Genomic DNA, 20,908 nt, shown 5'->3' with positions numbered 1-20,908 from the left:
CCTGGCAGACTGAAGCTGAATTTATTAATGAGTTTTAGTTTACTTCTGAAGTTTAATAATGTGGTTGCCTGAAAAGGTTATTGTTAAAACGTTACTTGAATATGTAAATGAGCAGGGCTCCAAGATTGATTAGTGCGTAGTAAAATTAAGCCATTTGGAATAGAACCTATAAAAGAATGGGATTTCACTTACCTTTTCCCAATTAAACCGTTCATAGTTATTTTTCTTTTTGATTCATAGATTCAGCTAGGTGATTTTTGATGGTCAATGTTTCCTTCTGTGGAAATAAATTTATTAAATTTTAATAGATGGTAGCCCGTACAATGTATTACATTTTTGAATTATATATGGGGAGGTTATAAATCTGAAATCTATTAAGGAAAAAAGGTAATAAAGAATTTTGTATCTTTTTTCATGAAAGGAGAGAATTTGTGGACACGCAATATTTAAATCAATGTATAAAAAATATAAAAGTTCAAAATGTGGATAATGCAGACGTGGAGATAGTCAATAACTCTCCATTGGTGATGATTGGTAAAGGACGTCAGGGAGCGGTCTTTCAACTTTCTGACGATATTTGTGTGAAAGTGTTTGGTAATAATGAAGATTGTGAACGAGAATACTATGCTCTTTCCCTTGGGCAACACACTACCCTTTTTCCAAAAGTCTATGCGAATGGACCGCTTTATATTGCGATGGAAATCATTAAAGGGGTCGATATACGTGAATACTTGCAATCGCAACCCCTAACTATAGGACTTTCCACTAAATTGATTGAGATGCTAATCACTTTTAAAGAAATAGGTTTTGAGCGTATTGACCATCATAAGAGGCAAATTTACCTGCTACAGGATGGCAGTCTAAAAGTAATTGATGTAGCGAGGACTGTTTGGCGTGATCGAGTCTATCCCTATCCCCGTAAATTATTGACTTCCCTAGGTGAAGAAAATAAGGAATTGTTTTTATCCCATGTACAAGAACTAGCCCCGGAGTTGTATGAAGAATGGATGCACTATATCCGAATGGAAGAGCTATCCCGTGACGTGTACCAAGTGCTCATGTCAGAACCGAAGGATACTAATGTAGTTAAAACTCTAAATAAAAGGTTGTTGACAACAAAAGATGAGAATAATTATGTTGTTCAACTAGAAGGCTTAGTACACAAAGTATTTAAGGAAGAATGGGTTAAAACGATGCTCGCACGGGGGGCTGATCCCGACACAGTAATGTGGAGAATCGATGAGTATTGGGACTACCATGAACAGGCATGGGAAAGTGTACTTGAAAAGGGAGGGAATAGTGAAAAGGGCAAACAAAAAAAAGGGACAAAAACCGAGATAAGTACAAAAAGTAAAAAAACGCAATTGTTAAATGAATATTGGGACTTTCTAGAACAAGGAAGAAAAAGTGAGAAAGATAAAAAGCAAGACAAAGACAAAGACAAAGACAAAGACAAAGACAAACAACAAAAAAGGACAAAAACCGAGCAAAATCAGACAACAAAAAAGGACAAAAACCGAGAAACAACGAAAAAGGATAAAAACCGAGAAACAACGAAAAAGGACAAAAAACAAGATAAGAACAAAAAACAAAATAAGGACAAAAAACAAGATAAGGAAAAAAAGACTCGTCATAAATAAAAGTGACAACCCTAATAATGCTGACGATAAATAAAGAAAAGAGTTATTTCCGAAGCTAAGTATTTGAGTTGAAGCCTAAATTTAAACGAGGAGAGACCAATATGAAAGTACTTGTAATCTGGCGTTTGCTCACTGTTGGAGGGGTTAATGCCGGATGGAGAAACCGCGCAATCTATTTTAAAAAACATGGGATTCATACAGAATTTCTGTACACGACAGATCACGGAGGGCTACACATTATGCAGGATGTTGCTCCTGTTTATTTAACTAAAAATGAACAGGAGATTATTAAAATTATTAAGAAGAACGCCTATGACGCGATCATTGTTGTAGACACAGGTGCTGCCTATAAATGGATTCGAAAAGCAAAGTATAAAGGACCTGTAATTGTAGAAGCTCGCACACCAGAGCTTATTAAGCTGAAACCTCACTTAAAATCCTTCAAAGGAATTGAACCGGTATCCATCATTGTTCCTTCACAGTATCAAAAACGGTTAGTGTCCATACTGACTGATTTCATCCCCATCGACGTGATTTACAATGGTGTGGATCTATCTTTTTTCCGCCCTTTATCTACTGAAGAAATTGATTTCGAAATTACCCCTATACTACCTAAAAATAAAAAGATTATCGGTTGGATTGGCAGGCTGGACAAACGTAAAAACTGGCCAATGTTGATTGAGGTAGCAAAAAGGATTAAAAGTGAGCGCGATGATATTGAAATTTGGGTTATTGGCGGAGCACAAAGCGTTCAACGCGAAGAATTTGAAGCCAATTGGCAAGGGGAACAGCTCACAGATATCATCAAATGGTTTCCGGTCATTCCCTATCAACAAATGCCACATGTCTATGCGAAAATTCGTCAATCAGGAGGATGTACTCTCGCTACCACAAGGTCAGAATCATTTGGCAATACCTTTATTGAATCGATGGCTTGCGGTGTACCTGTTGTTGCATCAAATATGATGCCAATCACAGAATTGGTTGTAAAAGCGAAAACTGGACTGCTCTTTCGTGGACAAAATGTCGAAGACGCGGTTAAGCAACTTTACGGTATCTTAGATCAACCAGATTCCTATCATGATATGTCGAAAACAGCCATAGTTCACATTCAAAATAAATTTGCAATAAATGTGGTGGCAGATCAGTATATCCACTTGTTACAAAGGATTTGCGAGTTGGAAAATGGAGCAAATGAGGAGGGGAATGCCACATGATACAGCCCACTGTTTATCAAAAGAAACTGGAAGGGAAATCGAACGCACATCTCATTACATTTAGTGATGGAAAAGATTATGTGGTGAAGTATTTTCAACCAGGCTTTGAAAAAAGTTTACCAAATGAATGGGTTGCCTACTGTTTGGCCCGTTACCTCGGACTCCCTATTCCATATGCCCAGTTGGTGGAGATTCCACAAGACTTTTCTTCTCAAGTTCCGGAACTGGCGCAAATGGGCCATACCAACTTTCAATTTGCTTCATTGTATGTACCTGATTGTGTTGATGCTCACCAAGTTTCCAATGTTTCCAAGATTATAAACCACCAGTCGCTTGCCGGTATCATTTTATTTGATTACTGGTTGTGTAATGGGGATCGAACCCGTAAAAATATTCTCTTGCATGAAGAAAACCTTAATTCCTACCAATTGTGGGTCATTGACCATGCAGAAATATTTGGATCTTACAATTGGCTTCAACACGATTTAGAAATGCTACCGATTGGGATTCTAAAAAGTGCAACACACAAATTAATGGCACTCTTTATCGAAGACGAGAAACAATTTACCGAGCAACTGGAACTAATTCAGACGATGCCTATTCTATTAATCGAAGAAATTGTTGCTCTCATCCCCGACGACTGGGGTGTATCAATGGAGGAAAAAAAGGGAATGGTTACTACGCTTCTGAGCCGCCGCAAAAACATTCTTCCAAAACTAGTGCAGAAAGTTATCCAAAGTGTATATCGACCATTACACCAAAACCAGGGATAACTTCAATGCTTATTGTGTAAACAGCGTTTTATTTTGGCACGAAACTAACAGTGGACTGAGCATTATGTATGATTAACTGTGTGTGCTAGGAGGGATTCAAAAGATTTTTTTTGGTATTAAAAACGCTTTATTAGCAAAAAGACTAGCCTTAAGGCTAGCTCTTTTTACTTTATTCTAAGAAAAGTAGTTTGAAAGGAATTTCATGGTGACAGCACTCAAACAAATAGAAGGATAGAAAAATTTAGAGTATTAGAAGATAGAAAAGAGACTTAAACAGATTATTCACAACAAAAGACTCAGAAAATTTTTTGTTGAACTTGGATTTGTAAAAATACATTTAAGTGTTTCAATTGTGATTTAAAAGAAGATGGTCCAAACTTTTGTCTTGTCTGAGCCACATAGATGTTTATCTATGTTTTGTTTCCCAATCAAAATTAATTTCTTTATCATCCCAAGGTATTCTCTTTTCATCTGGTTGGGAAGGGTTATACGACTTTGTCGTACAATACAGAACAGTTGCTGGCTTTTCACCAAGCACGCGGTAACCGTGAGCCACACCTTTAGGAATCAGTAAAATACTAGGATTGTTTTCGCCCATATAATAAACATTCGTTTCACCCTTGGTAGCAGAGTGTTCTCTTAAGTCATGTAAAACTACTTGAGCATTACCTGATGGAAGAAACCAAAGGTCATCTTGCTCTTCATGGTAGTGAAATGCTTTGATGACGCCTGGATAAGATGTTGTCCATGAAAGTTGACCAAAATGAGATAAAAGATGGTCATCATCTCTTACCACTTCTGCAAAAAATCCTCTGTCATCACAATGCTTAATTAATTTTTTAGAAATAACACCTTCAATGGCCATTTTCATCATCTTCCTTTTTTAAGTATTCATGTAATCCTTCTTTCCAATTTCGCAAAAAGATTCCATTGGAATTTAACTTTTTTTGACTTAAAACAGAATACATGGGTCTGGGTGTTTTAAGACCGTATTCTTTCGTAGAAACAGGGGTGACTACAGTTTGTGATTTTAAGTAGGTTACAATTTCGGTTGCAAATTCAAACCAGCTGCAACTTCCAGAGTTTGTGACATGATAAATGCCATGCGGTCTTGTTAGTAGTTTATTAATTGCTATTCCAAGATCTTTAGTGTAAGTAGGACAACCGTATTGGTCATGAACAACACGGATTTCTTGTGAATGACCCGCCAACTTTTTTATGGTATTGACGAAATTTTTCCCCTCATGTCCATATAACCATGATGATCTAATGATTGTGGTATTTTCATTAGCAGTTAGTGCTAATTCTTCGCCTAGTAATTTACTTTTTCCATAAATTGTTTGGGGGTCAGGAGCATCCTCTTCTATATAAGGTTCAATTTTTTTTCCCTCAAATACATAGTCAGTACTAATATGAAAAAACTTCACTTTTTTTTCCTTTGCTTCACAGGCTAGATAATAAGGTCCAATTCCATTAATTAAATAAGCTTGATCTATATCCGTTTCGCAAAGGTCAACTTGTGTAAAGGCTGCAGCATTAATGAGATAATCCGGCTGGATTTTCTCAATCATTTCTTTAATTTTAGTACGATTAGTAATATCTAATTGTTGTTTAGTAAATGGAAATACCACATAACCTTCCTCTTTAAATAGCTGAATGAGTTCTTTTCCTAATTGGCCACCTGCCCCTGTAATGACAATCTTCATATGGAAGTACCTTTAAATTTGTTTATATGCCAAAGAACTGTTTTTTCTAACGATTGGTCAAAGTAAGAGGTTTGTTTCCAACCTAACTCGTTTTGTAATTTGGTAGAATCAATGGCATATCTACGGTCATGGCCTTTTCTGTCTTCAACAAATTCAATCAAGTCGTCAGGCTTACTCATTATTTCTAAAATTTGTTTTACGACATCGATATTTTTTCTTTCATTTCCGCCACCAATATTATAAACTTCACCCCATTTTCCTTTTTCAAGAATAAGAGAAATTGCTTTACAATGGTCTTCTACAAACAGCCAATCTCTTATTTGAAGACCATCCCCATAAACAGGAATTTTATGGTTGTGAAGAGCGCTATACACAATGGTAGGAATGAATTTTTCCATGTTTTGAAAAGGACCAAAATTATTACTGCATCTTGTCGTAATTAAAGGTAATTTAAATGTCTCATAGTAAGAGCGCACCAATAAATCTGAGCTTGCTTTTGTAGCTGAATAGGGATTGTTAGGTGAAAGAGGGGATTTTTCTGTGAATGGTAGTTGAGTAGCGCTTAAAGTACCATATACTTCGTCTGTAGAAATATGGATCATTTTTTTAGCATAGCCTTTGATTAATTGTTGTAATAATTGATAAGTACCGACAATATTTGTTTGTATAAATTTATCTGCATTTTGAATACTATTATCAACATGGGACTCCGCGGCAAAATGAATAATTGCTTCATAATTTTGATCCATCACAGCTTCCATATCTTTTTCATCTACAATGCTTCCTTTGATAAAGCGTAATCTAGAATCAGATGATGTTATGGTACGTATCTCTTCAGGATGACTTGCATACGTAAGAGAATCTATAACGGTTATATTGTGTGAAGTATTCTTTAGCAAATATTGAACAAAGTTGAGACCGATGAAACCAGCCCCACCTGTAACAAGAAGATTCATAATTGCCTCCTTTCATTGAATATCTGTTAATTTTCTATTAATCTTACAAGGTATTGCCCATATTCATTCTTCTCTAATGGTTTAGCTAAGGCAAGAAGTTGCTGTGGTGAAATAAATCCTTTTCGAAAGGCAATTTCTTCTATACAAGCAATTTGAACGTTTTGCCGACTTTGGATAGTTTGGATAAATAAGGAAGCGTCAAGTAGTGATTCATGAGTACCTGTATCTAGCCAGCTAAATCCTCTACCCAATAACTCAACATTAAGCTGGTTTTTCTTGAGGTAACATTCATTCACCGAAGTAATTTCATATTCTCCACGAGAAGATTTCTTAATACTCTTTGCGATATCAATAACATTATTATCATAAAAATAAAGTCCTGTAATGGCATAGTGAGATTTAGGAGTTACAGGTTTTTCTTCCAAAGATATCACTTTCCGATTTTCATCAAATTCTACAACACCAAATCGTTCAGGATCTTTAACATGATAGCCAAATATAGTCGCACCGTTATGTCGAGTAACGACTTCTTCTAATGTTTTCGTGAAATTATGTCCATAAAAAATATTGTCTCCTAATATTAAAGATACAGAGTCCTTTCCTATAAAATCCTCTCCTATAATAAAAGCCTGTGCGATACCATCCGGTTTTTCCTGTGATATATAACTTATTTTGATTCCTAATTGTGACCCATCACCTAATAAATTTTTAAAACGAGGTGTATCAAGAGGGGTAGAAATGATTAAGATATCTTTAATTCCAGCAAGCATTAGTACGGACAATGGATAATAAATTAAGGGTTTATCATAAACAGGTAATAGCTGTTTTGAGACAACCTTCGTTAACGGATATAATCTAGTTCCATATCCACCAGCTAATATGATTCCTTTCATTATTATTCACCTCCTCAAGTAGTATGATATAAAAAAACAAAATGAATTTAAATTTTATCAGTTTCTGGAATTTCACTGAAAAATAATCCTTTTCATCATATGCGTTAAGAATGTGATTGGATTCTGTACAAATGAAGTGTGATTTTAAAGATTTATATAGATTTCTTAGGAGATTGAGCTTTATTGACATGAAAAGACTACAAAGCTAAATTGAAAACATGCTTTGTAGCCTTTTTTTTCTCTTGGTTTACTGAGATAAACATCAATCGGGTGAAATAATTCTTTCCTTTAAAAAAGTAAGTGTTCTTTAATCCTGTTTATCAGAATAATATCAGGCTGATATGCTCACAATTGACTGACTTTTCATTGTCCATTCCAATAAAACTATTTTAGAGTAGCACTTACAATATGGAAAAGTGAGATTGTCTGGGTCTTAAATTTTTTCACCGGAACCCATTAGTTTATAACTATATGTTAAGCCTTATTACCTATATTCTAATCTAAATCTTTTTTTAACTGTGCAGGTACTCCCGCATAAAGGGTTTTCGCAGGAACATCATTCTTTACAAATGCTCCGCCTCCTATAATCGACCAAGCACCAATATTGATTTTTTCACGGATAGAAGAACCAATGCCAATGTATGCTCCTTCACCAATCGTAACATTACCTCCAATATTAACTCCAGGACCTATCGTAACATAGTCGGTGATGGTATTATCATGGCTAATGTTCGAACTTCGATTTATGATTACAAAATTCCCCACTTGAACATTTGTGGTTATAATGGTTCCTTCACAAATAATCGACCCAACTCCAAGTGTGTTCCTTTTTGATATAAAAACGGAAGGGTGCACTATTGTATCAGCAATCTCAAAACCTGCATTTTTGGTTTTGGTGACAAAGCGCTTTTTTAGAGATGGATCTCCTACACCAGCACAAACAATTTTAATTTTGTTCCTAAGAGAATAAATATCATGAAGATCGCCCAAAACCGGTACATCATCTATTATTATCCCCTTCATTTCCGATCTTTCATCAAGAAATCCTATAACCTCATAACTTGAATTTTCACACAGATGATTTACCTCACGTGCATGCCCTCCGCATCCCCAGATGACGATTTTTTTCATGGTTCCAATCCTTTGGCAAGCACTGCCGTTACTTGCACAATATCACTTTGTTTCATTTCTTCCCATAGAGGTAAACTAATTATGCGTCCTGAAATATTATTGGTAGTAGGCATTAATGTCCGATTGAATGATGTAAAATAATTTTGTTGATGACAAGTGGGGGAAAAATAGGTTCGTGCTTCTATTTGATTGTCAGCTAGCAATTTCACAAAATCTAAATTACTTTGATCTTTAGGACAGAGAACAGGCATAAATTGATGGGGAATTTCCCCTTCTGTTTTTTGGAGTTGCCATTCTTTTTTTAAGACAGGGGTTTGTTGGAATTGCTCTTGGTACCATTGATAAATTTGTTGTCTCTGTCGAATTTTTTCAGGATAGGCATCCAAAGTTGCAAGAGCTACGGCTGCGCTATATTCTGAAAGTTTACTATTAAGACCTTGTGATATAGTTTCCCTATCAGTCGAGAACCCAAAATTTCCTGCTTGTCGAATTTGACTTATCAAATCTTTATCAGCACTATATACTAAGCCGCCTTCGCCAATACCAAATGATTTTGTAGCATGAAAGCTGAACACAATAGGGCCGGGAAAATTATTACCAAATGACCCACTACGCCCTGATGTCCCAAAGCTGGGGGCAGCATCAAAAACCACCGGTATCCCTGACTCATGAATTTGCTTATAAAAGGATGGGTTTACGTCTGTTCCAAAGGTTGAGTAGGGAACAACGACCGCCACTTTATCTCCTAATTTTGTTAATGCATCCTTTACAAGTTCCTCATTCATACACCAATTGTCTTTGTTCACATCAACAAAATAAGGTTCTAAACCACACCACATAGCCGCTAGAGGGGTGGCTGAAAAAGTAAAGCTAGGCATTAATGCAAACTTACCTTTTGGCCGTTTACTCTGATTAATGGCTAACATCAGTCCAATGGTAGCGTTGTTGACCGTGAGCGCCGCTCCGTTTCCTTCATAGTATTCGGTTAGAACTCTATTCTCAAAAAGAGTATTTAATGGTCCATAATTACTGTACCATCTGGATTTTTCAATCTGGGATAAATAATTAGTAAATGTTTCCTGCCTAACCAAGTTGGGTCGTAAAAACGGAATTTTACTGATATTTTTCATCTCCGTTTCAATTAATCTATAAATTTAATTACTTTCCCACATAATTACTTAGAAGTATTCGATTAGCCATCCAAAAATAAATTTAAATTCCGGGTCATGCCCTGTTTCTTTGCTGTAAGGTGGATTGTTTGGAAAGACAGAGTTGTATTATGTTATGGCGCTGATGGTGCAAAGCAGATTTAGATCTGGGCTTTCTAAAAAAACAACCTTTTTTGAATCAAAAGTAAGTATAGTTATTCGTATATTCCATTTGATTCGAATGCGATAGATGGAGATTTTTGCAATTCAATAGTTCTTTGGTGTCCCTTCCATTCATATTCCTTTTGAATAAATTTTATGGCTATAAATTGGCGAATAACAGGAATCCTATAATTTTAATAGTTCTTTAGTAAAAAATGATGAACAAGGACATCCGTTTGGCTATATAAGAGATATCAGCTAGAGTCACCTATTGTGTCAAGTTATGATAAAAAGTAGGGTGGTTTTATCGGGACAAAAGTACGTTTATCAAGGCTAGTGTTCATTATCTTTGAGGAATTGAATAATGATTTTCAGAATAAGATTACATCAGTTTACATTGTGGATTAAGGAGAAACTCAGACAAGAAGTGTTATATCAGACATTTAGATTTATTGAGTAACCCGATAGGTTAAATTATGTAGCGTAAAAGCGGCGTAATACACATTCGCTTTGCACCGAAAAGGTGATTTTTTGCTATTACTTTGAAAAAAATGTGCCAGAAACAAGAAGGATACAAATATTGTATTTGTGACTTGTATCCAGTTCAAAATGACCTTAATGGGGACGAGTTGATTATTCCTATACCTGAAAAACACCTTCGAAATTATTATTTGAAGGTGTTTTTTATTTCTGCTATAAAATTAGCGTTGTACTGCACCTATTGTATTAGTTTATTTTATTTTACGGATAAGGCGCAAACTGTCGTAATCACAGACATATACGTATTCTTTACTCTCACAAAGTTCATCGACAGCTCTTTTGACATCTAGGTAAGTAATGTAGTCATGAAATGCAATCATACCTCCGGTTACGACCCTTGGAGCATAAAGTTGTATATCCTGCTTTACGTTTAAATAGCTATGATTGCCATCAACAAAAAGTGCTGAAATAAGCTTAGGGCATTCAACGATTGCTTCATGACTGTACTTCTTTATTGGAATTACATAGTTCTCCAGTTGAAAACCTTGAATAGCTTTTTGAAAATCGTTAAAGTAATCTCCATGATATTCTCTATTAGGAATAAATGGATCAATTGAATATATCGAACGTTTGCGCTCACTAATCCACTTACTTCCGAGACCTAAGGCTGTTGTACTTTTTCCTTTAAAAGAACCAATCTCAATGATGTCCCCTTGCAAATGATCAACTAAAGCTGGTAGATGCAGAAGTGCCGTTTGTTCCAAATGTGTCAACCAGCCATCTACGCTTTCAATGAAACCATACAATTCACTAATCTTTAATTGAGGATAATCTCCTTGTGTATTCAATTTATTAAGTCACCTCTTATATTGTAGTTACTTTCATCCTTTAAATAATATGAAGAGCTACTAAGATTTATCGGAAAACTTATTAAAATCCATTATTATCAGTTGCCTTTTTTACTGCTTCCAAATATTGATATCCATACTTCTTATCTGGCTCCAAATATGTTCCTTCCGCCCACTCATTCCAAGCATTGATAAACAAAAATTCACTATTACTTTTCACTGCCTTTTGAATTTGCTGACTTAGATAGTAAGAGAATTTTTCAGGGGTTGACCCTTTAAAAATCAGTGCTCGATTTCCTACTCTGGCCGAGTTATCCCAATCAATAAATGCACCTGGAAATGTTTTTATATTTTTCTGTATATCAGATCTATCTAATATACATGAACATACTTGATCATAATCCATCACAATAAACTTTTGTTGATACCCATCCACAGCTCTCCGGAAAGTTGAACCACCTCCATGATTCAAAGTGTAACCTGGTTCAAATTCAAGACAAGCATCGAATCCTGCAATTTGAGGAATCGTGAATGCCGCTAAGGTTTTAACAAAGTAAATACCCTCAAGTCCATTTTGTTTAGCTAGATTTTGCCAGTACTGTAACATTTCCTCACATCTTGGAATGCTACCAGGTCGATATATAGTAAATAAAGGTTTGTTGTCCACCCTGATATACCTTTCATCCTTAAATGCTGTTAGTAGAAAATCAAAATGTTCTTTCCAATCCTCTTCATCACCATAATCTTGAGGCATTAAGACGTCGTGAATCCACCCATCCCACTTTCTAGTCCACGGTTCATTTGCCCATGAGAGACAGAAAGGAAGATCAGGTTCTCCTGTTCGAAGCACCTCATTAAATGGTTTTTCGAGTAACCTTTTTCCTTTGAACCAATAATGATAATAGCAAAATCCATAGATACCGTATTTTTTGGCAATTTGTGCTTGCCATTTTCTCGCAGTTTCATCTGTTAAATCATAGTAATAATCTTGATAAGGTTCCCTCGGTTGATTATGTCCAGGAAACAACGTTTGTCCTTTTCTTGTATTCGTCCATTCGGTAAATCCTTGTCCCCACCAAAGGTTATTTTCCGGAATTTGATGAAATTGGGGCAAATAGAAAGCTATAAGTTTCAAATTTTTGTCACTCCTATAATAATGTTAAACTAGAACACTTTGTTTCAATATTATTTAAACTAATTGGATTGGGCTGAACCCATTTCATTAATTAATATTAATGATCTAAAGAGTCCTGTATAAAAAAATAGGTTTATTATAGTGATAATCTATTGAGACTTCTTATTTTATTTATTGTATGGATTTCTAGATTACAATATTGTAGTTATACTGTATTCATCCCATCCTTGTTGTGGTATAGATTTCAGGCTAAAATTGCGATAGGGTACCCCATCCAAATAAAGGGGATGTCAAAAAAGATACCCGACGGCTTCCATCTTAGCCATCCGGTTATATAAGCTTGTCATCATATCCCCTGGCTATCAATCTTACTCATTCTGATTTCCTCCGCCCATATGTCTGAATTGATAATAAACGGGGTTGTAATATAAGGACATAGAAAAACCCCGAATAAGGAACTTTTTTTGTGTGTCCATTATTTGGGGGGATAGTTCAATTAGTTGGGAGTGTTTCATTATTTTTAGGTATATTTATTATTTAATTTTACTTTATCTAGATTCTTACAAGGTGCAGTATTGAAATTCACCTAATAATAATCTCCTAAATCCCCTTTTAAAAAAGAAATTGAGCCTTTTCAATTTAATCAACAACTAAGCGTCACAAAGCAAGATTTTTAGTCCAAGGTTGTTAACATCATTTCAATCTGCTTGATATCTTCTACAAATTCATGATAATTCTTGACACGTTCACGATAAGAGTGAAGAGCAGTTTTGAATAAATCGTTCGTATCAAGAAATCCATCTTCCCGTGAGGCAATCATAATATCTAACCATTCACTAAATGCTTTTAGGCCTAGTGTATTATTATTTTGATTCGGATGTCTTCGAAAATAACTAAGAGCTTCTGGAATATACACAGCTTTCCCTTTGGATAGCAACGACAACCAGGCAGCTATATCATTGATAAGAGAATACTGTTTCCCTTTGTATACACCATATCGTTCGGTAAGGTCTTTTTTTCTAAATAACACTGTTGTCGGTTCACCAATAACATTGAGACAATGGGTTAATGCAAGGTTTCCCAACATCTTTCCGTCTAAGATCCTTGTTTCTTCATATATTCTAGCTGTAGCACTAATAGGAGGGAGAAATTGACCGGATGCATCGATAGTTTGTCGGTAAGATGTGACAAGGGTAATATTTTCGAACTCTTTGAAAAAATAAACCATTTTTGCGATTTTTTCTTTATGATACACATCATCATCCATCAAGTAATTAATATATTCCCCTGATGCCAAATCATAGCATTTATGCCAATTTTCAAGAAATAAATTTCTTTCGTTTTTATAATACTTAATTTTAGAGTTTGAACCTAAATAAGGACCAAGCATTTCTTGTACTCGATCATCTGTACTATCATCACAAATAATAATTTCGATATTAGGGTAGGTTTGTTCTAATACACTGTCAATCGCTATTTTTAGAGTATCAGGTCGATTATACGCAGGAATGACTACACTAACTAAAGGATTTCCCACAATGACTTCCCCCTTGTTTCCTATTTACAATTGTTATGAAGGATACATGAAAACTATGGAAATCTTTTTTTGTACTTTGTAGGTACTCTGCGTACAATGTTTTTTCCGGTATGTCTTCATTAGTAAAAGTCCTCCTCCAAAGACCGACAAAGACCAAATGGTAATTTTTTCACGTATGGAAGTTCCTTACCGATATAAGGACCAAAGCAGGCAGCAGGAGCAACCACTGGTACTCAAAATTCATGGGTTTGTTGATAGTATTCAAGGTTCATTTTTGTTCTAAACGTAGCATATGGGGTAACAAAGCTACATCCTCGCCTAATATTTGCAGCACCTCATAAAGGGAGTTTTTCAACCATACACCAATTATCCGAACGGAAATCAAGTGCTCTAAATCACACCACATCGTAATCAAGGGGGCAAAAAAATCCAAAACTAACATTGGGTATATTTCCCTTTTGGGCGTTTGGATTGTGAAATAGTAATACCAAGCCGGGGTTCGCTTTGACAGTTGTAACTTTCAAATGTGTTCAAAGTATTCCTATACTCGTTGCTAAAACGTGTGTTGAGAGGACCAAAAATGTTATATATTCGACATGATTCTCAGATAATTAGGGATTAGCTCCTCTTTCTTTACAAAGTTAGGACGTATAAGTGGAATTTTTTCATGAGTGTATGAATATTCAATTCCTTTCCTAATCTAAATATATTGCTAACGCCCGGGTAATAGACTGCAACTGATTCAAAATTTTATTGATCTTGCTGAACTTAAATGCATGTTCCTAGCTTTTTTTCATTACTCACTCTTTAATTCACGTCTTTTGTAGACTATTCAAGTGCTTTCTACATAGTGGCACAAGAAATTTACATCGCCATTTCACTCTCTACTTATATAAGTATGTTTTATTTCATTATGACAAGAAGATCTGAGTTTTCATTGAGTCATATTTTCTGCTATTTCTCATATTAATAAGGAAGAATAACAGTGATAAAGATAACGATTTGTACCAATGGGGATTTATCATGTACTTGTTTTTTCGTGATTAAGAAGGCCAAAAAATTCATCTATTTATTTGTATATAAATAGATATTATATTTCCGGGTTCCAATATGACTCTCATTTTACACTATAGCTAGTCATTGCCGATTCTTGTACGTGTGCGGAATATTATCTTCGTCCAACTTTGATAAGGAATTATAAAGCAAAGATTTGTTGTACGAGCTTGCAAAATTTTATATAAAAGCATAAGACAAACAAGGCTTGCGTAAAGTTCCCAATTTTTACTCATGGACTAAGAGATAGCTGCAGTGGGAACGAGAAAAGACAATGTTTAAGTAGGAAAAGGAGATAAATAGAGATGTTTAAAGAAATTGATAATAAAAATCAATTTAATGACAAAAAAAACGGTTACACTGTTGACCAGAAAGAAGGGGGTGAGGGCCCATCATCAGATTTAATGGTCAAAGGTGAAGTGGGACTTAATGACAGATTTGATTTCTGGAATAAAAGTGTACTTTATATTCATCCTTGGCATGGAGATACCTATAGGGTTATTAATCAAGGAATTATTGAGGAGCTTAGAAATTTAGTGCGTGAAGTATATACAGCAAAAGCGGAGGGAAATGTGGTCAGTCTTGCAGCTGAACTTAGGCCGGACCTTTTGCTTGTTTTACTTGGAGATACATTTCCTATTGACCAAGTGAAAGCCATTAGGGAAATGGGTATTAAAACAGCGGTGTGGTTTACGGATGACCCATACTATACAGACGTAACAACAAACTTAGCCCCCTATTATCATTATGTTTTTACACAAGAGATAAGCTGTGTATCTTACTATCAACTTTTAGGTTGTCCCCAAGTTCATTATTTACCTCTCGCAGTCAATACAAAAGTTTTCCATTATCAGAGGGCGAGGAAGGATAACTCGGTTCCTATTGACGTTTGTTTTATGGGGTCAGGTTGGAACAACAGAATCTCTTTGTTTGACGAAATTGCTCCCTTTCTATCAAAAAAAAATACACTCATCGTGGGGTCGCGTTGGGACCGGATGCGGAATTATCACTTGCTTTCTGATAAAATCCGTTTTGGTTTCCTATCTCCGAGTGAATCGGCTCGCCTTATTAATCAATCCAAAATTGTGATTAATAATCATCGTTTATACGATGATACTACGTTATTCAACCGTAACAGTAATAAACTAACGGCCCTTTCAATTAACCCTCGAACCTTCGAAATTTCTGCCTGCGGCGCATTTCAGCTTTCGGATATCCGACAAGAATTACAACGTTATTATGAAATTGGGAAGGAAATAGAAACTTACAAATCTCCTTCGGAATTAACTGAAAAGATAGACTATTATTTAAACCATGACGAGGAGAGAAATACGATTGCGCAAAGAGGATATATTCAAACATTAAAAAGCCATACTTACACGAAAAGACTATCAACTCTGTTAAAGATAATATATGGATAATTCCATTTCTTGAATCGGATGTAGGCGGTTCATTCTTGTTAATCATGTTTTTATGTTCAAAAGTAAATTTGCACTTATGGGATTGGCTTAATAAAACTATATATTTGAAGGAACAAAATATACTCGGTGTATAATAACGGTGAATTTTCTATCCTTTGTATTCACGATAATTGATACTTATTTATTTTAGGAGGGCAAACATGGCAACCAATCATACTCCACTATTGACAGTCCATCTATTTATTTCAAAGAGGAATTCAGGGGATGGGTTGGAAGAAATGTTAATGAGACTAGCTGAAAGTGACATAACAGTGAAGGTGTATGGACTTGATGATGCATTATTGGATATAAATCCTAAAAATCCTCGCGTATATGTTTCATTAGGAAAGGGGTGGGAAGAATTTAGAACACTGAATGCGTTACCTGTTCAGGAGAGAAAACGTTGGCTACATTTCAATTCTCCAGCAGAAATTCAACCATACAACTTATTTTACTGCTGGCTCAAACAGACAGATCCTCTTCCAGAAAACAAGACCCTTTCGACTCGTTTTTCTTCAGATACTCCTTTAGTGTCTGTGTTCACAGCTAGCTACAAGTCTAAAGAAAAAATTCAGCGCCCTTATCGTTCTCTACTGAATCAAACATATTCCAATTGGGAATGGGTGATTGTAGATGACTCCGGTGATGATGATGAGACATACAATGAAGACTTACTCCCTCTAGACGATCCCCGTGTGAGGAGGTATCGCCAAGATTCCCGCAATGGCTACATAGGGGCAATCAAACGGTATGCAGCAGGTCTATGTACAGGAGAAATTTTAGTGGAAGTAGATCATGATGATGACCTAACTCCAAACTGTCTAAAGAAAATCGTCGATGCATTTCAACAACACCCTGAATGTGGCTTTGTTTATGGGGATTGTGCAGAGGTGCACGTAGGGAACCACCATGCTCATTGGTATGGTTGGGATTGTGGTTTTGGATACAGTGTGAGTTATCGAGTCTGGGTACATGAAATGAATCGATGGCAAAATGTGCAAAGACACACTACCATCAATGGGAATACCATCCGTCATTTGGTTGGTTTACCGAATCATCCTCGTGCGTGGGCGAGAGATTTTTACCATCTGATTGGAGGTCATCGCGAAGAACTATTGGTTGCAGACGATTACGACATGCTCGTTCGGACGTTTCTTTGTACGAAGTATGTATCGATTCCCGATTTACTCTATATCCAATATCGAAATGAAAATGGAGATAACTCTACTTTTCAGAGAAATAAGCAGATTCAAACCCTCGTAAAAGAACTAAACAGTTATTATCGTCCGAGAATCTACAAAAGATTGGAAGAAATGGGTTTACCAGAGGAAGTGCCATATAGTCGTGTTTGGGAGACAACTACAGATAATCCCGCACGAAAAACTGCTCATATCATTCATGAAGAATTATCCAAAGCTTCAATCCTGTTTCCTATTCCTCACTCCTGCCCTACAAATGAGCATACCCAATTATTTAAGACTCTTCAAAAGGGCATAGATACCAATTTTAAAGAAATCGAAGTAGTAGTTGTTGGTCGTATTCCTGCAGAAATCGAGGCCTTTGCTTCTATGGCGCCCATGGGTGCCATCCGTTGGTGGCCAATGGAGCCGAATGATTCATTAGAAACGTGTATCCAATATGCCAAGTTTTGCTCTTCATGTACGGAGAAAGTAGTAGTGTTGCCTGAAACCTCACAAGGAGGATAACAGTTGCTGCTTTAGGAGCTAGTTAATAGAATTGTTCAAACTATGACCATTTCAACATGCATCTTAATCTTATTTTACGCCTGATAATAATTTAATTTAAAACGGGGAGGGTTAATAAACCTTCCGTTTTTTTGTCTTCTCTATTATTAGATTAAGAATTTATTAGCGAAAAACCTCCTCCTCAAAATCATGAATACAGTCAATCATATATTTTGATACAAGGGGGAATGGAAAGGTGTTTATAAAAAAAACCTCATTAATTATTCTTCAGAATAAAATAATTTGATAAAACCCCCAATTGTTTTCGCGATCAAGTTATTCATTCATATACTTTTCCCCCATTAAAATGCTACAGCTAATTTTTGATATTCTGTTTCTCAATAACCTATCCAATAACTGAAGGTGTGGATCTCATGTTGAATGCCTTTTGCTAAGCCCTTGGTTATTATCCGATTCTTTTTCAAGATCTAGGCGATACCATACAACGGTGTATCTGAATTCTTTGTTTGCTTTATATAAGATTCCTAATATTCAAGAAGTATCATTGAGTTGTACACAGAAATTTATCCAATACATTAATCACCATTACACCAAAACCATGGGTAACTCCATTGCATAATAGTGTAATGGATCTTTTAATTTGGAACGTAACCAACTGGTTGCTAGGCTCGGCCACGGTCAGTTTTGGGTTTTTTCATGTATTGCAGGCTAAACTCCGTTAAATAAAAATGAGATTAATAGGGCTACTAACTAGACCGGAAGTTGTCCTTTTGCATATAAAGGATTAATGAATGACAAAAGGGAGGCAGCTTATGAAAATCCGAAAGGCCATTATTCCGGCCGCCGGCCTTGGGACTCGATTTTTACCTGCAACAAAAGCTCAGGCCAAGGAAATGCTGCCGATTGTTGATAAACCAACAATTCAATATATTGTAGAAGAAGCAGTAGCTTCGGGTATAGAGGAAATTATTATCATAATCGGTAGAGGAAAAAGATCAATAGAGGATCATTTTGATAAATCCTATGAGTTGGAAGATGCACTTTTAAGAAAAAATCAGCTAGATGTTTTAGAGGAAGTTCAGAAAATATCTAGTTTGGCAAATATCTATTATGTCCGCCAAAAGGAACCGAAGGGGCTAGGACATGCAATTCTCTGTGCGAAAAGCTTCATTGGAAATGAACCTTTTGCTGTTTTATTAGGAGATGACATCGTTATGTCTGAAACACCTTGTCTGAAACAAATCATCAGTGTTTTCGAGTATTGCAACAGCTCCGTCGTAGCTGTTCAGAACGTACCGGAAAAGGATGTCAGTAAATATGGCATTATTAAGCCAAAAGGTACAATGATTGAGCCAAACCTTTTCCATATCGATTCTTTGGTAGAAAAACCAAAAAGGGAAGAGGCTCCTTCCAGATATGCGATTATGGGGCGTTATGTTTTAAGACCTGAGATTTTTGAAACACTAGCAAAGCTTCCAATTGGACACGGTAATGAATTACAGCTTACAGATGCCATAAATGAGCTAAATAAGCAGCAGGCCGTATTAGCATATAACTTTGAGGGAAACCGATATGATATTGGAGATAAAGTTGGATTTATTAAGGCAACAATAGACTTTGCTTTGCAAAGGGATGATATAAGAGATGAGGTACTTTCCTATTTAAGTGATGTAAATAAGAAAGAAAACCTTCAGATTATAAAGAGAGAGCTTGAATAATATGAAAATAGCTGTTTTGGGTACAGGTTATGTCGGGCTGTCCACTGGTGTTTGTTTGTCAGAAATAGGGCATAGTGTCATTTGTATCGATATTGATGAACAGAAAATTAAAAATCTACGTCAAGGGATTTCTCCAATATATGAACCGGGTCTGGAGAAATTACTTACTCAAAATGCTGCAGAGGGTAGACTGCTATTTACAACATCTCATCGAGAAGCGTTAAATGGTGCCGAAATTATTATCATTGCCGTAGGAACACCGCAAAGGGAGGATGGGGGAGCAGATTTATCGTATCTTGAGCAATCGGCGAAGGATATTGCTGCAAACCTAGTACAAAGTGCTGTGGTCGTCTTAAAGAGTACAGTGCCTGTTGGTACGAATGAATTTATAAAAAAAATTATGGGTGAACTATGTAACGAAAGGGTCACCTTTGAAATGGTTTCAAACCCTGAATTCTTAAGACAAGGGTCTGCCATTAAGGATACGATGCACGCAGATCGAATCATCATCGGTTCAGAAAATGAAGAGGCGGCAAAGAAAGTACAAGAAATGTATCGTCCGTTGAATGTGCCATTTTTATTAACAAGTATTAAAAGTGCGGAAATGATTAAGTATGCTTCTAATGCATTTTTGGCGACTAAGATTAGCTTTATTAATGAAGTTGCCAATTTATGCGGGGTAGTGGGAGCAGATGTTGAAGATGTAGCAAAGGGAATGGGAAAAGATAAAAGAATCGGAGAAGCCTTTTTACAGCCAGGGATTGGTTATGGAGGATCTTGTTTTCCGAAGGATGTTAAAGCTTTGCTTCATACGGCTAATTTGAATGGAATACAATTCTCTCTGTTGAAAGAAACAGTAGCGATTAATGATTTTCAGCAAGAACTCCTTGTAACGAAAGCGATAAATCGTTTTGGAGAATTAAAAGGAAAAAAGGTTGCGATGCTTGGCCTTGCTTTCAAGCCAGAGACTGACGATATGAGGGAAGCGCCATCTATTAAAATTGCACGTTCATTGGCCAAACTGGGAGCAGAAGTGGTAGCTTATGATCCCGTAGCAATAGATAATGCCAAGAAAATATTAAAGGATACAATTAGGTTTGCCGGCTCAGCCCGCGAAGCGGCATTGGATGCGGACGCAGTATTTATTGTCACAGAATGGAATGAGTTTAGACATTTAGATCTTGAGGCATTGATTAATATAATGAAACAACCGATTGTTTTTGATGGTAGAAATTGTTTTGGGGAAGAACGAATCAGAGCATGTAAGAAAATTGAATATTATCCAATAGGAAGACCATCAATAGTAATTGAAATGACTTAAATGTTCAGCATTTTCTAAAATCTC

General features: G+C 36.0%; 16 protein-coding genes. 7 read left to right on the top strand and 9 right to left on the bottom strand.

Features of this window, described 5'->3' with window-relative positions:
- Positions 1 to 431: 431 nt before the first annotated feature.
- From ACQKMR_RS17165 to ACQKMR_RS17155, 3 genes are all read left to right on the top strand, one after another.
- Positions 432 to 1,640 (top strand): hypothetical protein, encoded by a 1,209-nt coding sequence (locus ACQKMR_RS17165; protein ID WP_427698373.1) that lies wholly within the window; start codon positions 432 to 434, stop codon positions 1,638 to 1,640.
- Between the two features lie 101 nt (positions 1,641 to 1,741).
- A complete protein-coding gene (locus ACQKMR_RS17160) occupies positions 1,742 to 2,857 on the top strand; it encodes a glycosyltransferase family 4 protein (RefSeq protein ID WP_427698372.1) in 1,116 nt (371 codons plus the stop codon).
- Positions 2,854 to 3,630, top strand: a complete 777-nt coding sequence (locus ACQKMR_RS17155; RefSeq protein ID WP_427698371.1) for a HipA family kinase — start codon at positions 2,854 to 2,856, stop codon at positions 3,628 to 3,630. The genes ACQKMR_RS17160 and ACQKMR_RS17155 overlap by 4 nt, the downstream gene beginning before the upstream one ends.
- A gap of 406 nt (positions 3,631 to 4,036) precedes the next feature.
- Here the strand turns inward: ACQKMR_RS17155 and ACQKMR_RS17150 are convergent, their stop codons facing one another.
- The 9 genes from ACQKMR_RS17150 to ACQKMR_RS17110 all read right to left on the bottom strand — a co-directional run bounded on the left by ACQKMR_RS17150 (position 4,037) and on the right by ACQKMR_RS17110 (position 13,626).
- Positions 4,037 to 4,495 (bottom strand): dTDP-4-dehydrorhamnose 3,5-epimerase family protein, encoded by a 459-nt coding sequence (locus ACQKMR_RS17150; RefSeq protein ID WP_427698370.1) that lies wholly within the window; start codon positions 4,493 to 4,495, stop codon positions 4,037 to 4,039.
- Positions 4,485 to 5,336, bottom strand: a complete 852-nt coding sequence (gene rfbD, locus ACQKMR_RS17145) for a dTDP-4-dehydrorhamnose reductase (RefSeq protein WP_427698369.1) — start codon at positions 5,334 to 5,336, stop codon at positions 4,485 to 4,487. Before rfbD ends, ACQKMR_RS17150 begins: the two co-directional genes overlap by 11 nt.
- Positions 5,333 to 6,292, bottom strand: coding sequence for a dTDP-glucose 4,6-dehydratase (gene rfbB, locus ACQKMR_RS17140; RefSeq protein ID WP_427698368.1), 960 nt, complete (start codon positions 6,290 to 6,292; stop codon positions 5,333 to 5,335). The genes rfbD and rfbB overlap by 4 nt, the downstream gene beginning before the upstream one ends.
- Before the next feature lie 26 nt (positions 6,293 to 6,318).
- Positions 6,319 to 7,185 (bottom strand): glucose-1-phosphate thymidylyltransferase RfbA, encoded by an 867-nt coding sequence (rfbA, locus tag ACQKMR_RS17135; protein WP_427698367.1) that lies wholly within the window; start codon positions 7,183 to 7,185, stop codon positions 6,319 to 6,321.
- A 495-nt stretch (positions 7,186 to 7,680) separates the two neighbouring features.
- Complete coding sequence (locus tag ACQKMR_RS17130; RefSeq protein WP_427698366.1) at positions 7,681 to 8,316, bottom strand: acetyltransferase; 636 nt, start codon at positions 8,314 to 8,316, stop codon at positions 7,681 to 7,683.
- Positions 8,313 to 9,437, bottom strand: coding sequence for a DegT/DnrJ/EryC1/StrS family aminotransferase (locus ACQKMR_RS17125; RefSeq protein WP_427698424.1), 1,125 nt, complete (start codon positions 9,435 to 9,437; stop codon positions 8,313 to 8,315). The genes ACQKMR_RS17130 and ACQKMR_RS17125 overlap by 4 nt, the downstream gene beginning before the upstream one ends.
- A 920-nt stretch (positions 9,438 to 10,357) precedes the next feature.
- Complete coding sequence (locus ACQKMR_RS17120) at positions 10,358 to 10,954, bottom strand: class I SAM-dependent methyltransferase (protein WP_427698365.1); 597 nt, start codon at positions 10,952 to 10,954, stop codon at positions 10,358 to 10,360.
- A gap of 82 nt (positions 10,955 to 11,036) precedes the next feature.
- Positions 11,037 to 12,089, bottom strand: coding sequence for a glycosyltransferase WbsX family protein (locus ACQKMR_RS17115; protein WP_427698364.1), 1,053 nt, complete (start codon positions 12,087 to 12,089; stop codon positions 11,037 to 11,039).
- Between the two features lie 673 nt (positions 12,090 to 12,762).
- On the bottom strand, positions 12,763 to 13,626 hold the full coding sequence (locus ACQKMR_RS17110; RefSeq protein ID WP_427698363.1) for a glycosyltransferase family 2 protein: 864 nt from the start codon (positions 13,624 to 13,626) through the stop codon (positions 12,763 to 12,765).
- A gap of 1,358 nt (positions 13,627 to 14,984) precedes the next feature.
- Between ACQKMR_RS17110 and ACQKMR_RS17105 the strand changes: the two genes are divergently transcribed.
- The 4 genes from ACQKMR_RS17105 (at position 14,985) to ACQKMR_RS17090 (ending at position 20,884) form a co-directional block, all read left to right on the top strand.
- Positions 14,985 to 16,100 (top strand): CgeB family protein, encoded by a 1,116-nt coding sequence (locus ACQKMR_RS17105; protein WP_427698362.1) that lies wholly within the window; start codon positions 14,985 to 14,987, stop codon positions 16,098 to 16,100.
- A 200-nt stretch (positions 16,101 to 16,300) separates the two neighbouring features.
- Positions 16,301 to 17,845 carry a glycosyltransferase gene (locus tag ACQKMR_RS17100; protein ID WP_427698361.1) on the top strand — a complete coding sequence of 515 codons (1,545 nt, stop codon included), beginning with the start codon at positions 16,301 to 16,303 and terminating at the stop codon, positions 17,843 to 17,845.
- Positions 17,846 to 18,657: 812 nt separating this feature from the next.
- Positions 18,658 to 19,563 carry a UTP--glucose-1-phosphate uridylyltransferase GalU gene (galU, locus tag ACQKMR_RS17095; protein WP_427698360.1) on the top strand — a complete coding sequence of 302 codons (906 nt, stop codon included), beginning with the start codon at positions 18,658 to 18,660 and terminating at the stop codon, positions 19,561 to 19,563.
- A gap of 1 nt (position 19,564) precedes the next feature.
- Positions 19,565 to 20,884: a UDP-glucose dehydrogenase family protein gene (locus ACQKMR_RS17090; protein WP_427698359.1), complete on the top strand. Its 1,320-nt coding sequence runs from the start codon at positions 19,565 to 19,567 to the stop codon at positions 20,882 to 20,884.
- Positions 20,885 to 20,908: the final 24 nt, after the last annotated feature.

The organism is Peribacillus sp. NPDC096540, from assembly GCF_050278525.1.
GTDB lineage: Bacteria > Bacillota > Bacilli > Bacillales > DSM-1321 > Peribacillus.
This window is presented reverse-complemented; position numbering and strand designations above follow the sequence as displayed.